We start from the raw sequence: 14697 nt of genomic DNA, 5'->3' as shown, positions 1-14697 counted from the left end.
GTCTTAGCGACTTTGCGAGATTAAAAACATTTATAATGAAAAAACTCCTTTTACTTTTTATCGCTCTTACCTTAAATTCAGTTCAAGCACAAGAAGTCAAAACACTGACTTATTTCCAAAACGACACTTTAAAACTAGATTTAGATTTGTATCTGCCAAAGAAAAAAGCAGGCGAGAAAATTCCGCTGATTATGTTTGCTTTCGGTGGCGGATTTTCTGGCGGAGAGCGTACAAGCGAAAAAGATTTTGGTTTATTCATGGCAAAAAATGGTTATGCTGTTGCAAGCATTTCATATAGTTTATATATGAAAGGAAAAGATTTTGGATGCAAAGGGACTTTAACCGAAAAAATAAAAGCAATCCAAATTGGTGTAAGCGACATGTGGCAAGCGACAGCTTTCTTGGTTGAGAATGCTGACAAATACAACCTTGACACTTCAAAAATCTTCATTTCTGGAATTAGCGCTGGTGCTGAAATTGGTTTTCATGCTTCGTTCTGGGATTATAAATTAATGAACTTATACAAAAGCAATCTTCCTGAAAATTTTAAATACAAAGGCTTCATCGGAGGTTCGGGAGCAATTCAGGATATTAATCTGATTACAAAAGAAAAAGCAATACCGATGTTATTAGCGCACGGAAGCAATGATGACACAGTTCCTTACGCTGCAGGTTCGCATCGCTCTTGCCCAACAAATGCTTCGGGCTGGCTGATTCTTTTTGGCTCGTATGCAGTTTACAATCAAATGACTGATTTGCATAAAGACATTGAATTGATTACTTTCTGCGGCGGCGGACATGAATTTTCGGGTTATCTTTTCCATGAAGGACAGCAATATGTTCTCGATTTTGTGAATGATGTTTTGAATGGTAAAAAATTCCAATCGCATTTGATTATGCCTTCTAAAAATGGGAAAAGTTCTGGAAAGTATTCATTTTGCGAATAGTTTATTTGGCTAAAGCCAAGATTTAAATAATCATTTGGGTTAAACCAACGGCAATTCAAATAAAAACTGCTCCAGCGGAGCAAAATATTTATAGCAAATACATCATACAGCATCAAAAAGCTCCAGCGGAGCGACATATAAATCACTCTAAATATGTCGCTCCGCTGGAGCTTTATATTAATAACGCATAATTTTTCTATAAATATGTCATCCCTCTGGGACTTTCTTCTTTTCAAAAGTTATCTTTTTAATAATTCCAAAAACAAAACCATCTCTCCTTTTTAGCCCTGATGGAAGCGGAAATCCTTTTGATTTTTTCTTTAAAAAGCAAAAGATTGGAGCGGACAGCAGGAACCCATGACTGCTAAAAATGCCAAATCTTTCGCTTCAAATAAAAATTCTTTTTAATTACGAATAAGTTTAGGTAAATTTGCGCTTTATTTTTAGAATAGTGCAAAAAGAAATTATAGTCTTGCTTGGCGGACCTGGTACTGGAAAATCAACACTTATTAACGAATTGGTAGCTCGTGGCTTTTGCTGCTATCCAGAAATCTCTAGACAGGTTACCATGAAAGCACAGCAGGAAGGCATTGAACAGCTGTTTTTAGAACAGCCTCTTTTATTTAGCCAAATGTTGCTTGAAGGTCGTATAGAACAATACAAAAATGCTCTTGAAGAACCCGATAATGTGGTTTTTATTGACCGAGGAATTCCAGATGTTGTCGCTTATATGGATTATATTGGCGACGAATATCCGGAAAGTTTCGTTAAGGCTTGCGAGGACTATAAATACTCTAAAACTTTTATTCTGCCGCCATGGGAAGAAATTTACCAAAGCGATGCAGAGCGTTATGAAAATTTTGAACAGGCAGTTAAAATTCAGGAACATCTTGTTGAGACCTATAAAAAATATGGTTACGAACTAATTGAGGTTCCAAAAGATACAGTTGAAAACAGAATTCTTTATATCTTAGACAAAATTTAGCAAAAAGTTTTAAAGTTGCAAAACTAGAAGCTGTTTTCTAAATTTTTAACTTTAAAACTTACGCAATGCTCGGAGCGCAGGATATACTTCTAAAATACTGGAAACATGACAGTTTTAGACCGTTGCAAAAAGAAATTATTGATTCTGTTTTAGAGGGACAGGATACTTTTGCAGTACTTCCGACAGGCGGAGGAAAATCGATTTGTTTTCAGGTTCCAGCCATGATGCAAGAAGGAATCTGTCTTGTTATTTCTCCTCTGATTGCTTTAATGAAAGATCAGGTTGCCAATCTACAAAAAAGAGATATTAAAGCAATTGCTCTTACGGGCGGAATTCACACCGAAGAATTAATTGATCTTTTAGACAATTGCCAATACGGAAACTATAAATTTCTCTACTTATCGCCAGAGCGTTTGCAGTCAGATTGGATTCTGGAGCGCATTAAAAACCTTCCTATCAATTTAATTGCTATTGACGAAGCGCATTGTGTCTCGCAATGGGGTCATGATTTTAGGCCTGCATATCTTAAAATTTCGGATCTGAAAAAGTTCTTCCCTAAAATTCCGTTTTTAGCTCTGACTGCTACAGCAACTCCGAGAGTTATTGAAGATATTAGAACGCAGTTAGAATTAAAAAATCCGAAACATTTTCAGCAGTCATTTGAGCGAAAAAATATCGGTTACATGGTTTTTGAAGTCGAAGATAAATTATATCGTACTGAACAGATCCTTAAAAAGAATCCGCAGCCTTCTATTATATATGTACGAAATCGCAAAGCATGTTTGAATATGTCTTCGCAATTGCAATCTTTAGGTTTTACATCAACGTATTATCACGGCGGACTTTCGTCTAAAGAAAAAGACAAAAACATGCAGTTGTGGATGTCACAGCAAGCACAAGTTATTGTGGCAACAAATGCTTTTGGAATGGGAATTGACAAAGACAATGTTAAAACCGTTATTCATACACAGCTTCCAGAAAACATAGAAAACTATTATCAGGAGTCTGGCAGGGCGGGACGAAATGGCGAAAAAGCTTTTTCGGTTTTGCTTTACAATAATTCAGACATGATTCAGACCGAACAGCAGTTTATAAACATTCTTCCCGACAAGAAGTTTTTAAAAACAATGTACATCAAACTCTGTAATTATTTTCAGATTGCATATGGCGAAGGTCTAGATGAATCTTTTTCATTTAAGCTGAATCACTTTTGCAATAAATACGACTTCCCTACTCTTAAAACCTACAATTCTTTACAATTTTTAAATCAGCAGGGAATTATTACAATGTCTCAAGAATTCTCAGAAAAAATTAGCGCTCAATTTTTAATAGAATCTAAAGAAGTCATTCGATACATAAGTTTGAATCCGAATGACGAAGAGATTATACTGGCTATTTTGAGAACTTATCCTGGAATTTATGACGTTAAATCTAATCTGAATCTTGGTTTAATTGCTAAAAAATCTCATCACTCAGAAGAACAAGTTACAGCACTTTTAGAAAAGTTAAGAGAAAAAGAAATTATAGAATACAAGTCTAAAAACAACGACGCTACTATATTATTTAATGAAATCCGCGAGGATGATCTTACTATAAATAGAGTCTCGAAGTATTTAGAAAAACAAAACGAGGTTAAAAAAGAACAGCTTTTGTCGGTTCTTCATTATATAAAGGATAACAAAACCTGTAAAAACAGATTGGTTTTGAATTATTTTGGAGAAGAAACAACTGAAAATTGTGGCATATGTTCTTATTGCATTACACAAAAAGGAAAAATCACTGAAGCTGATTCGATTGCAGACAAAATCCTTTCTTTGCTCAAAACAGCTTCGTTGACTTCGAGAGAAATTGAAAATCAAATCAAAATGGACGCAAAAGACATTATTATGGTTCTTCAAGAATTGCTCGAAAACAATCATATCATTATACAAGCGAATAATAAATACACTTTAAAATCATAATGGAGAAATTGAGAATTATATTTATGGGAACACCAGAATTTGCCGTTGGCATTTTGGATACCATTATTAAAAATAACTATGACGTTGTTGGCGTAATTACTGCTGCAGACAAACCGGCGGGACGCGGACAAAAAATAAAATATTCGGCTGTAAAAGAATATGCACTTGCCAACAATCTTACTCTGTTACAACCAACCAATTTAAAAGACGAAAATTTCTTAGCAGAATTAAAAGCGTTAAATGCTAATCTACAAATCGTAGTTGCTTTTAGAATGCTGCCAAAAGTTGTTTGGGAAATGCCAAGTTTAGGAACTTTTAATCTTCATGCTTCGTTATTGCCAAATTACCGTGGAGCTGCTCCTATCAACTGGGCTATTATTAATGGAGAAACTAAAACTGGTGTTACAACATTCTTTATTGATGATAAAATTGATACCGGAGCTATGATTTTAAATTCTGAAATCAATATTGAACCAGAAGAAACGGCAGGACAACTGCATGATCGTTTAATGGAATTAGGAAGCACGACTGTAATTGATACTTTAAAAGTTATAGAAAGCGGAAATGTAACCACAACAATCCAAGAAGATAACGACAATATTAAAACAGCTTATAAGTTAAACAAGGAAAACTGTAAAATTGACTGGACGAAATCTGGCGCAGAAATTAATAATTTGATTCGAGGCTTAAGCCCATATCCTGCTTCTTGGTGTTATTTAAAAGATCAAAATGAAGAACTTAACATAAAAATTTACGAAGCAAAACTAATCTCAGAATCACATTCTTATGAGACCGGAAAGTTAATTAGCAGTAAAAAAGAAATCAAGATTGCAATAAAAGAGGGCTTTATTCAGTTATTAAGTCTACAATTTCCAGGAAAAAAGAGAATGCTTGCTTCAGAATTATTAAATGGAGTGAGTTTTTCAGATGCTGCAAAAGTGTATTAAGGTCAGTAAAACAGGGGTTTGTACCTGTTTTTCATCGATAAACAACACTCTTTATGAACAAAAAAAGCAAGTTATTAACATTTTTTGCTAAAAATAAAGAAAACACTTGCACGCAACGGATTTCCTACTAAATTTGTGTATTAACAATTTTTTTTAACCAACAATTAATAACTAATTATTATGAACAAATCAGAATTAATCGATGCTATCGCTGCTGATGCAGGAATTACAAAAGCTGCGGCGAAATTAGCTTTAGAGTCTTTTTTAGGTAATGTAGGAACTACTTTGAAAAAAGGTGGAAGAGTTTCATTAGTAGGTTTCGGATCATGGTCAGTATCTTCAAGAGCTGCTAGAGACGGTAGAAACCCTCAAACAGGAAAAACTATCAAAATCGCAGCTAAAAACGTTGTAAAATTTAAAGCTGGTGCTGAATTAGAAGGTGCAGTGAACTAAGTAAGAAAGTTCTCTAAACTTATAATATAATTAAAACCTTCCTTCTGGAAGGTTTTTTTATGCGGTTTAACGATTTTTTTTGTGATTTTAATTTTTTTATGATTAAATTTAATAAAAATTGTAACCGTATGATTTCAGAAAAATTAAAAAAAGGACACCTGCTTATTGCCGAGCCTTCAATAATTGGAGATTTATCTTTTAATAGATCGGTAATTTTATTAGCAGACCATAACAAAGAAGGATCAATAGGTTTTATAATTAACAAGCCATTAAAATATACCATTAATGACTTGATTCCTGAGATTGATGCTAACTTTAAGATATATAACGGCGGCCCTGTAGAACAAGACAACCTTTATTTTATTCACAATATTCCTGAGTTGATCCCAAATAGTGTTGAGATTTCAAACGGGATTTATTGGGGTGGCGATTTTGAGTCAACCAAAGACTTAATAAACAACGGATCTATTAGTAAAAATAATATTCGTTTTTTCTTAGGCTACACTGGCTGGGAAGAAAATCAGCTTGAGAATGAGATGCAAGGAAACTCTTGGATTATTGCTGATAATAATTACAAAAATAAAATTATCGGAAAATCTACTACCCATTTTTGGAAAGAGCAGATTATTGAGCTTGGCGGTGATTATCTTATTTGGTCTAATGCACCAGAAAATCCATATCTGAATTAATTTTCAGAAATGGATTCGTTTAGTCGCTGCACTAATAAATGAGCCAGATTTGTTGTAAACTCCTTTTTTCGATATTTAGTTATCGGCTGTATTCCCGTGATTACATTAGTCAGAAATAATTCGTCTGCTTTTTGAAGATCAAAAGGCGAAATTATATCTTCTACAACTTCTATGCCTTCAACTTTTTTAGCCAATGCTAAAATTTGCTTGCGCATAATCCCGTTTAAAGCACCTTCTGAAACTGGAGGTGTAATAAGCTTGTTACCTGTTACCATAAAAACATTCCCCTGAAGTGCTTCTACAACATTTTTACTATCATTCAGTAAAATACAATTCGCAAGATCATTTTCACTCGCATAAATACTTCCTGTAATATTGATCATCTTATTTGTTGTTTTAAGAGATGATAATAATTGTTTTGTCACATAGAAGTCTTTATACAAATCTACTTCGTATTCGTTTGCATTTATACTGTAGGCTTTATTTCCAAGAGAAATGGCATTGATTAAGAATGAAATATCATTGCTTTTTGGAAGATACAAACCGCCATCATTTCTAAAAACAGTAATTCTTGCGCGTGCTGAAGAGGCAATATTTAATTGATTAACCAAATTAAGAATTTGCTCTTCAAAATATTCCATTGTAAAATCCATAGGAATCGTCATTCTAACTACACGCATTGAAGCCATTAATCTAAAATAATGATCTTCAAGGAACAAGATTTTTCCGTTGACAATTTTTACTGTTTCGAAAATTCCGTCACCATACAAAAAAGCGCGGTTTAGAGTTAGTATATTATCTTCCTTCGCTATATTTCCGTTAAAATTAATCATAAAAAAACCCTGAATTTTGTTCAGGGCAAATATAAGGTATAAAATAGACTTTTACTAAACAGATCCTATAAGATGTTTTAGATCTGAGATTTGATTCTCCCACAATTGTTTAGCTTCTCCCAATTCATCTTTATCGGCAAAATCAACTACCATTAACGATACATCTTTAGTCAATTCATCTACTAAAATATGAAGTTCAAAAAAGTACTCAGTATCCTTACTGCTGTCATCAACCCATTTAAATTTTACTTTTTCTCCAGATTTTTTTGAAGCCAGACGCGCTTTTTCTTGTGAATCATTCCACATAAAGGTAAAAAACTCACCTCTTGAATTAACATTGTCAGCAAACCATTCTTGTAAACCTGACGGAGTTGATATATATTGATACAATAATTGCGGCGAAGAATTGATCGGAAACTCGATTTCGTAACGTATTTTTGAATCCATGTGCTACTTTTAATTTTTTCGAAATATAAGAATATATGTCCAAAAACAATGCATTTTTAAAAATATTTTTTTTTCTTCATTTTATGCTTGTATGCTTTAATAATATTTATATCTTTGCACCCGCAATCAGGAATTCATGATAGCAGTCCAGGCGAGGTAGCTCAGTTGGTTAGAGCGCAGGATTCATAACCCTGAGGTCACGGGTTCAACTCCCGTCCTCGCTACTAGAAGGTAAAACCCTTAGACAGAAATGTTTAAGGGTTTTTTATTATTTTTAAATAAAAAACAATCCTAATTTTATGGAAGGAGAAATTAATTTAAGTACTATTTTAAAGAATCTTAATCCTGTTCTTAATGAAGGAAAATATGTTTTTACAAAAGTTGATGCTCTAGATCAGATTCCTTTTTCAAAGATTTTGTTTCTATTTAAAGAAAAAGAAGGAATCACTTTAGTATTAGAAAAACGCTTTGCAGAAGAGCTAAATCTTACTTTCTCTTATATTGCTTCTTGGATAACTTTAGAAGTTCATTCTTCTTTGGCCGCTGTAGGTTTAACTGCTGCATTTTCTCAAGCATTAGGAAATGCAAATATTAGCTGCAATGTTGTCGCGGCATATTTACACGACCATATCTTTGTTGATGAGAATGATGCTGTGAAAGCAATGGAAGTACTCCTGAAATTAAAACAAGAAAGTAAAAATTCTTTGTAATTAAAAAATCAAAAAATAACCGCAATAACTCCCATTAAAATAGTTATTTTGCAGATGCAATTTTATAACATATGGACATAGTAAAATTTAAGATCACATCTAAAACGATCAAAGTAGAAGTACGTAATTCTAACAATTATGTTTTTAATTTCAATACTGCTTTGGATATTGCCAAAGAAGATAAAGATGTTTTATTAAAACTTTACAACGCATTAGATCTTCTTTTTAAGAAAGAGCAAATTAGCGAAAACAAAAATTACATTTCGCCAAATCAGACTAATATATTAGACCAGATTTCTGCCGCAGATTTGGAAAAGGAAAACCAATAATTGTTTTTATTGTCCTTTCCTTAATACTTATTAAAAGAATACCAAAAGTCCTTGAATAAAACATTCAGGGACTTTCTTTTTTTTGCTATTTTCTCTTCTCGTCAAAAAGCAGTAATTTTATCTGTATCCATAAAAAAAGCATTTTCTGTATCTGTACCCAAGTTTTTAATAGCAATAATTTTGCTAAAAAAAGATATGGAACCTAAAGCAGTAACACAGAAAAAAACAACATTTAGAGAAGTTTATGTATTTGATATGGAGATTTTGCAAAACATCTTCATTCAGAACATGCGTGAAAAAGCTGAAGATAAAATGCTTTTTGGAATGCCTTTTCTTCTCTGCGAAAAAGACAATGAAATAAATTCGTTTGCCAGTTTAGTATTGGATGAAAATAATGAAATCGGATTTAAAATTTATGATAACGGAAGTTTGACAAATGAAGACAAAGCAGCATTTAATGACTACATCAAAAATTTTCTAACGAAAAAAAGAAGTGCCAATTTTAATAATGCTGAACAACTAAAAAAAAGTACCGAACATTTTATTCATTATCTAAACCTTTAAACGCTTAAGAAAAAGCACAATGAAGAATCAAGAGACATTATATTTAAAAATTGCAAAAATCATTGAAGATCAAATTCACACTGAAACTTTAATGCTTGGCGACAAACTACCTTCTGTACGAAGTGCACAGAAACTATATAATGTTAGTCTTAATACCATTAAACAAGCGTATTTAGAACTCGAAAGCCGTTCTCTCATAGAATCTCGTCCAAAAACGGGATATTATGTAAGCAAAAGTTCACAGCGCACAAAGGGGCTTCCAACGGTTGCAAGTATAGACAATCATGAAACAGAAAATACACCCGAAGAACTTATTGATAAAGTTTTCGGCACGATCAATCAAACCGATGTAACACAATTTGCACTTGGATTACCCGGAAAGAATTTCCTTCCAGTTGCCAAACTTAACAAAGGAATCATCAATGCTGTCCGCAATAGAGGTGATGCAGGCACGACCTACGAACCCGTTCAAGGATCTGAAGAACTTAGACGTGCCATTGCAAAATGGGCACTTGTCATGGAAGGAAAAATTACCGAAGACGATCTTGTAATTACTTCTGGTGCTATGCATGCCATGTACAATGCACTTATGGCCGTGACATCTCCAGGAGATAGCGTTGCTGTAGAAAGTCCTGCTTATTTTGGAATACTTCAAGCCATTAAGGCATTAGGTTTAAAAGCTGTTGAAATTCCGACACATCCTTTGTATGGAATAGATCTCGACGCTTTAAAAAAAGTACTGCCTGAAATAAAGGCCTGTTGTTTTGTTACCAATTTTAATAATCCGATGGGGTTTCAAATGCCTGATGAAAACAAACAGGAACTGGTACGACTCATAACACAATATAACATTCCATTAATTGAAGACGATATTTACGGCAATCTTTACTTTGGTTCAGAGCGCCCGAAACCTTGTAAATTTTATGACGAAGCTGGTTTGGTTTTATGGATCGGATCTGTTTCTAAAACGCTTGCTCCCGGATATCGTGTTGGATGGATTGCTCCCGGAAAATTTAAAGATAAAATTATACGTCAAAAGCTAGTTCAAACAGTTTGCAATTCTTCTTTATATTCAGATGTAATTGCAGATTTCTTAGAACACGGACGTTACGATCATCATCTGAGGTCTTTTAGAAATAAGCTTTACAATAATTATCTTCAGATTAGTCGTGCAGTAGAATCTTATTTTCCGGATAACACTAAAATAGCACAACCAAAAGGCGGTTTTATGTTATGGCTAGAATTAGATGAAAGAATTTCTACAACAGAATTATACAATACTGCCCTAGCCCAAAAAATCGTCTTTGCGCCAGGAAGAATTTTTTCGCAGTACAATCAATACAACAACTGCATGAGATTAACCTATGTTTTAGAATGGAATGAACGCGTAGATTCTGATTTGGAAAAATTGGGCAGGATAATAAAAAACAGTATTTAATAGCATTATGAAGAATAAAGATCAAGTAGAAATAACAACTTACAACCCCAAATATCAAAAAAGTTTTAAGGATTTAAATATAGAATGGATTTCAACTTATTTTGAGGTTGAACCCAATGATGTAAAAGCGCTCGATCATGCTGAAGAATATATTATAGACAAAGGTGGTGAAATATTTTCTGCAATTTTAGACAATGAAGTATTAGGCGTTTGTGCTTTAATTAAAAGTGATGGAAAAAACTATGATTACGAATTGGCAAAAATGGCTGTAAGTCCAAAAGCGCAAGGAAAAGGCGTTGGATTATTACTGGCTGAATCGGCAATAAAATGGGCTACAGACAAAGGCGCTTCAAGAATCTATCTGGAAAGCAACACCAAACTGAAACCTGCTATAAAATTATACGAAAAATTAGGTTTTAAAGAAATAACAGGTCTTTCTTCAGCTTACAATAGAGTAGATATTCAAATGATGCTTGTACTTAACTTTTAGATTTAATAGCTTTTATAACCCGCAAATAATCTTTACCAATCATTTTGTAGAGATTAAAAAAAAGCCTCAAATTCATTTGAATTTGAGGCTTTTTTACAAAACAAAACTCGATTTTTAATCAAATCGCTCTTTATATTTTTTGAACAAAGTATTCATTACTAAAAGCACTACTCCTACTCCTAATAAAACTAAGGCTCTTATTAAGAAATCGGCATTTGATAAATCGAAAAACATTAATCGAACGACACAAACACCTACTAAGAAAAGTGAAACATAACGGAAGTATTTTTCTTTTAGAATAATTCCGAGTATCAACAATCCTAAAGATTCCAAAATCCAGAAAAAGGTCAAGATTCCTTTGTCGAATGTGAGATATAAAAATAATCCAATGCTAAAAGTTGCGGGATAAATAATAATACTGTTTTTGAATTGAAAATCTTCGATAAACTTGTAAACGATAAAAACATACAGGGCAAGAAGTACAAATATAATGAGATACACAAACTCAAATTTGGATTCAAAATAGTTGAAACTAACAAAGGCCAAATGAAAATTAGCTAATAAATAATAAACAATACTGATTTCTTTTTTACTGCTAATCTTTTTATAATAAAGCCAAGCGTTTACAATCGCTGTTCCTGACCAAAATACTGGAAGCCATTTGTGCTCCAATTGTGAAAACATAATAATAGAAAGCCAAACGTTAATCACAATTTGATAATCGATCTGAAATGATTTTATAAATTCTTTTTTGTGAATCAGGAAAGTTAAAACAATCAACAATGCTGCTGCCGAAAGTTGCAAAATCCAATCCAGTAAAGAGAAATCATTAAGGTTTTTAATGCTATAAAAAACAGAAGCCAAAATAGCTAAAACTCCTATAACTAATACTGATTCTGATACTAATACTATTTTTTTATAAAGAATCAAACCAAAATTGACTAATGCCAGAATCATAAACAGCAAAGGCAGATAAGCCATTTCTACCTGAATAAATAATAAAGCGATTATCCACAAATTTTGAACAATTGGCAAAACTGCAATAAACATTTTACCTTCTTCTTTACGGCTTTTAGTCTGCAGATATACATATACAGCAGACCATAAAACGCTGATTGCTTCTATAATGTACAAAGTGGTTTGATTATTTCCACTCAACTCAAAAGCACTTAAATAAATCGTTAGGAATACAGCAACAATTAAGAGTACAAAAGAGTAAATATTATAGCGCTTGATATTTTCTATTTTTTGAAAACCGCAAAAAGTAACCAATGCCAAAATACCTAAGTAAACAGGAATATAGTTCATCTCAATGCAAAAAAAACCAAAAACCAAAGCATTAAAAAGAACAAAATCAGAGCTTAGAACGTTGAAATTTTTCCATCCTGAAATAATTTCATTCGATTTATTTCTGATTTTTTCTCCAAAGAAAATATAAATTTCAATTGCAGAAAGTCCAACTGCGATTAAACCAATTTCGGTATTATTGAAGAATCGCGTATTATACAAAAACAGAAAACTTCCAAAAACAGAAAAAGCAAGACAAAGGCCATATAATAAGGTCTGATTTTCTACAGAAAGTGTTTTTCGTTTAAACTGAATCCATAAAAATTCATGATTCAGTAAAGCGATTACAAACAATCCGAAAATCTGAACGATATAATAAGTAGCTAAATATTTGTACAAAAAGGAGACTAACAAAGTATTAATCCCTATTATTCCAATAGTCTTAACAATAGAATTGTCTTTATAAAAGAACTTCACAAACCAGTTGAGCGTTGTTACAGCAATAATTCCTGATGCAAAAAAAATATCCAAATTAGATTTTGGCTTTATAAGAATCAAAGTTAATCCTACGCCAATCGAAATTAGCAAAAACACAAATCTACCAAGATCAAAAGTATCTGTTTTGAATTTGAATCGTAAAGAACACCACAATAAAGCCAGAAATACTAAAGGATAATAAAACGAAATTTCGATAGTATGATACCAGCTTATAAAAAACAAAAACGAAAGTAAAACAGAGAAAATTCCATTTAAACTCAAATCCTTCTTGACAATGAAAGAATCGATTTCTAAAAATTCTTTTTTTATGACACAAAAAATAGGAACTATTAACGCCATAAACATCACAACAATAATTGACGCAAAAACATTAGTAACATTGGTCTGATTATAAGATGGATTAACATTGAGAATAAAAAAACCAAAAACAAACAAACATAAAATATGGTTGATGCTCAAAAATATTTTATGCAGTAAAATTTCTTTGCTTTTATAAACAATAAACAAACAAGTCACAACAAGAAGATACAAGCCGCAGATAATAATATCAAAACCAACTTTCCAATCATTAAGCATTATAATACTCAAAGCGAAGAGTACAAACGAAACCATTCCGTCTAAATGATACAGCCAAAAGATTTTTTTCTTTCTTGCAAAAAGAGCAGCAAAAAGACAAAGTATTCCCGCTGCCAGCAAAACAAAAATTTTGATTTTACTGCCTGTCGAATGCAAAATTAAACCTGCCGCAAATAAAACCCAATTGATGAGATGGGTTAAAAAAGCAATTTTATCAAAACGTGTATTTGCATAAATACTGCGATACTGCATATACATACAACTTACAGAAACCAAAATAATTCCGAGTATAGCAAACAAATTTTCTGTTGCTGTCAAGGCATTTTCTCCCTGGGTAAACCAAATATCAAATAGGACAAAACCTGAAATAACGATCAATAAATGATATTCCCATTTTTCTTTATACGATAAAACAATTCCAGCTGTTGCGGTTAATGATGCCAATAAAAATGTAACTAAGAGTTTTTCGGGAATTACACATAAAATTAAAATACTCAATATTACATGAAGTGATAAAAAAGTCTGTTGCTTTATAATATATCCAACATACAAATTGAGCGCAATTCCAACTCCAATAAGAGAATAAGCAATTGGAATATTAGTAATAAAAGTCAATGCTGGAATTTGTGAAGCTCCAAAACAACCAAACAAAAATAAACTTGCTCCCGCACTACGCAGCCAAAGTCCTGTTTTAAACCATTTTTCCTTTTTCTGCAGAAAGTAATAGGATCCAACTAGAATTCCAGCATAAAGCCAAAGAATTAAAATTCTAAACATTGGCGATACTTTCAAAGCTGTGTAAATGCTTAAATAGCCAATTCCTAAAACCATAATTGCAGTTCCAAGAATTCCTGTCCAATTTTCGACAAACTGCTGTTCGAGTTTTTTCATGAAAATTGAAAAAGCACTTTCTACATAAACTTCTTCTTCTCGAACTTGCATTTCAGATTGCGATTCCAGAGCATTAAATGAACTGGTTTCTAAAACTTCTTCTAGTTCTGGAGTTTCATTTTTATCCAATCTAGGAAGTGAAGCAGATTCGAAACTCACAAATGGCTCGATTGACTCTTCAATAACTTCTTTTTCGTTTTGAACTTCCTCACTAACTGCAAATGATTCTGTGACAACTGGCGAGAAAACTTCTTCAACAGGATCTAAAATAATCTCTCGTTTCTCAATTATAGACTTAGAGTCATCAACAATAAAATTAGATTGTGAAAGTTGCTTTCTAATCTTGGCTAATTCATTTTTCAAAGTATTAAAATCATCTCTATTTTTTCTGTAAAGTGAATCCAGATGATCATTTTCTTCTTTTAATTTATTAAACTTATTAAACAAGACAACGATACCTACAATTAAGGCAAAAAGAATAAAATTCTCCATAGTTTATATTTTGGTTGGGGTAAATGTAGGAATTATTGGTTTAATTTTACTTTAAAAGAAAACATTTAAAAGGAAGAAAATCATTCTCCATTTCATAAAAATGACATTTGAATGATCTTCGCTCTAGAATTAAAAAAAATACTACATTAAGTGTAACATT

General features: G+C 32.4%; 14 protein-coding genes and 1 tRNA gene. 12 read left to right on the top strand and 3 right to left on the bottom strand.

Annotated features, from left to right (window positions below; genetic code table 11):
• Window positions 1-35: 35 nt before the first annotated feature.
• From AAYQ05_RS19435 to AAYQ05_RS19410, 6 genes are all read left to right on the top strand, one after another.
• On the top strand, window positions 36-947 hold the full coding sequence (locus AAYQ05_RS19435; protein WP_343544979.1) for an alpha/beta hydrolase family protein: 912 nt from the start codon (window positions 36-38) through the stop codon (window positions 945-947).
• Window positions 948-1398: 451 nt separating this feature from the next.
• On the top strand, window positions 1399-1932 hold the full coding sequence (locus tag AAYQ05_RS19430) for an AAA family ATPase (protein WP_177212237.1): 534 nt from the start codon (window positions 1399-1401) through the stop codon (window positions 1930-1932).
• A 65-nt stretch (window positions 1933-1997) separates the two neighbouring features.
• Complete coding sequence (locus AAYQ05_RS19425; protein ID WP_343544978.1) at window positions 1998-3893, top strand: RecQ family ATP-dependent DNA helicase; 1896 nt, start codon at window positions 1998-2000, stop codon at window positions 3891-3893.
• Entirely contained in the window at window positions 3893-4840 is a 948-nt protein-coding gene (gene fmt / locus AAYQ05_RS19420) for a methionyl-tRNA formyltransferase (RefSeq protein WP_343544977.1), read from the top strand. The genes AAYQ05_RS19425 and fmt overlap by 1 nt, the downstream gene beginning before the upstream one ends.
• Window positions 4841-5020: 180 nt before the next feature.
• Entirely contained in the window at window positions 5021-5293 is a 273-nt protein-coding gene (locus tag AAYQ05_RS19415; protein WP_008464760.1) for an HU family DNA-binding protein, read from the top strand.
• 128 nt (window positions 5294-5421) lie between these two features.
• Window positions 5422-5982 carry a YqgE/AlgH family protein gene (locus AAYQ05_RS19410; RefSeq protein ID WP_008464759.1) on the top strand — a complete coding sequence of 187 codons (561 nt, stop codon included), beginning with the start codon at window positions 5422-5424 and terminating at the stop codon, window positions 5980-5982.
• Here the strand turns inward: AAYQ05_RS19410 and AAYQ05_RS19405 are convergent.
• Window positions 5979-6815: an aminotransferase class IV gene (locus AAYQ05_RS19405; protein ID WP_343544976.1), complete on the bottom strand. Its 837-nt coding sequence runs from the start codon at window positions 6813-6815 to the stop codon at window positions 5979-5981. The two genes, AAYQ05_RS19410 and AAYQ05_RS19405, sit on opposite strands and share 4 nt — an antisense overlap.
• A gap of 54 nt (window positions 6816-6869) precedes the next feature.
• Window positions 6870-7262: an START-like domain-containing protein gene (locus AAYQ05_RS19400; protein WP_095929482.1), complete on the bottom strand. Its 393-nt coding sequence runs from the start codon at window positions 7260-7262 to the stop codon at window positions 6870-6872.
• A gap of 150 nt (window positions 7263-7412) precedes the next feature.
• Here AAYQ05_RS19400 and AAYQ05_RS19395 point away from each other — a divergent pair.
• The 6 genes from AAYQ05_RS19395 (at window position 7413) to AAYQ05_RS19370 (ending at window position 10793) form a co-directional block, all read left to right on the top strand.
• Window positions 7413-7486, top strand: a tRNA-Met gene (locus tag AAYQ05_RS19395).
• A gap of 75 nt (window positions 7487-7561) precedes the next feature.
• The gene (locus AAYQ05_RS19390) at window positions 7562-7972 is read left to right on the top strand and encodes an ACT domain-containing protein (RefSeq protein WP_343544975.1); all 411 of its coding nucleotides are present in this window, start codon (window positions 7562-7564) and stop codon (window positions 7970-7972) included.
• Window positions 7973-8043: 71 nt separating this feature from the next.
• The gene (locus AAYQ05_RS19385) at window positions 8044-8301 is read left to right on the top strand and encodes a hypothetical protein (RefSeq protein WP_281633763.1); all 258 of its coding nucleotides are present in this window, start codon (window positions 8044-8046) and stop codon (window positions 8299-8301) included.
• A 195-nt stretch (window positions 8302-8496) separates the two neighbouring features.
• A complete protein-coding gene (locus AAYQ05_RS19380) occupies window positions 8497-8865 on the top strand; it encodes a hypothetical protein (protein ID WP_343544974.1) in 369 nt (122 codons plus the stop codon).
• 19 nt (window positions 8866-8884) lie between these two features.
• Complete coding sequence (locus tag AAYQ05_RS19375; RefSeq protein ID WP_343544973.1) at window positions 8885-10303, top strand: aminotransferase-like domain-containing protein; 1419 nt, start codon at window positions 8885-8887, stop codon at window positions 10301-10303.
• Between the two features lie 7 nt (window positions 10304-10310).
• The gene (locus tag AAYQ05_RS19370; RefSeq protein WP_343544972.1) at window positions 10311-10793 is read left to right on the top strand and encodes a GNAT family N-acetyltransferase; all 483 of its coding nucleotides are present in this window, start codon (window positions 10311-10313) and stop codon (window positions 10791-10793) included.
• Between the two features lie 114 nt (window positions 10794-10907).
• Here the strand turns inward: AAYQ05_RS19370 and AAYQ05_RS19365 are convergent, their stop codons facing one another.
• The gene (locus tag AAYQ05_RS19365; protein ID WP_343544971.1) at window positions 10908-14537 is read right to left on the bottom strand and encodes a cyclin family protein; all 3630 of its coding nucleotides are present in this window, start codon (window positions 14535-14537) and stop codon (window positions 10908-10910) included.
• Window positions 14538-14697: the final 160 nt, after the last annotated feature.

It is taken from the genome of Flavobacterium movens, assembly GCF_039581425.1.
In the GTDB taxonomy this organism is placed as follows: Bacteria; Bacteroidota; Bacteroidia; order Flavobacteriales; family Flavobacteriaceae; genus Flavobacterium; species Flavobacterium luteolum.
The sequence above is the reverse complement of the archived record's forward strand: the minus strand, read 5'-3'. Positions and strand labels throughout refer to the sequence as shown.

Excerpts from the sequence above, each read along its gene's own strand:
- AAYQ05_RS19435 (WP_343544979.1), top strand. The coding sequence starts at position 36 with ATGAAAAAACTCCTTTTACTTTTTATCGCTCTTACCTTAAATTCAGTT.
- AAYQ05_RS19425 (WP_343544978.1), top strand. The coding sequence starts at position 1,998 with ATGCTCGGAGCGCAGGATATACTTCTAAAATACTGGAAACATGACAGT.
- fmt (WP_343544977.1), top strand. The coding sequence starts at position 3,893 with ATGGAGAAATTGAGAATTATATTTATGGGAACACCAGAATTTGCCGTT.
- AAYQ05_RS19415 (WP_008464760.1), top strand. The coding sequence starts at position 5,021 with ATGAACAAATCAGAATTAATCGATGCTATCGCTGCTGATGCAGGAATT.
- AAYQ05_RS19410 (WP_008464759.1), top strand. The coding sequence starts at position 5,422 with ATGATTTCAGAAAAATTAAAAAAAGGACACCTGCTTATTGCCGAGCCT.
- AAYQ05_RS19405 (WP_343544976.1), bottom strand. The coding sequence starts at position 6,815 with ATGATTAATTTTAACGGAAATATAGCGAAGGAAGATAATATACTAACT.
- AAYQ05_RS19400 (WP_095929482.1), bottom strand. The coding sequence starts at position 7,262 with ATGGATTCAAAAATACGTTACGAAATCGAGTTTCCGATCAATTCTTCG.
- AAYQ05_RS19390 (WP_343544975.1), top strand. The coding sequence starts at position 7,562 with ATGGAAGGAGAAATTAATTTAAGTACTATTTTAAAGAATCTTAATCCT.
- AAYQ05_RS19385 (WP_281633763.1), top strand. The coding sequence starts at position 8,044 with ATGGACATAGTAAAATTTAAGATCACATCTAAAACGATCAAAGTAGAA.
- AAYQ05_RS19380 (WP_343544974.1), top strand. The coding sequence starts at position 8,497 with ATGGAACCTAAAGCAGTAACACAGAAAAAAACAACATTTAGAGAAGTT.
- AAYQ05_RS19375 (WP_343544973.1), top strand. The coding sequence starts at position 8,885 with ATGAAGAATCAAGAGACATTATATTTAAAAATTGCAAAAATCATTGAA.
- AAYQ05_RS19370 (WP_343544972.1), top strand. The coding sequence starts at position 10,311 with ATGAAGAATAAAGATCAAGTAGAAATAACAACTTACAACCCCAAATAT.
- AAYQ05_RS19365 (WP_343544971.1), bottom strand. The coding sequence starts at position 14,537 with ATGGAGAATTTTATTCTTTTTGCCTTAATTGTAGGTATCGTTGTCTTG.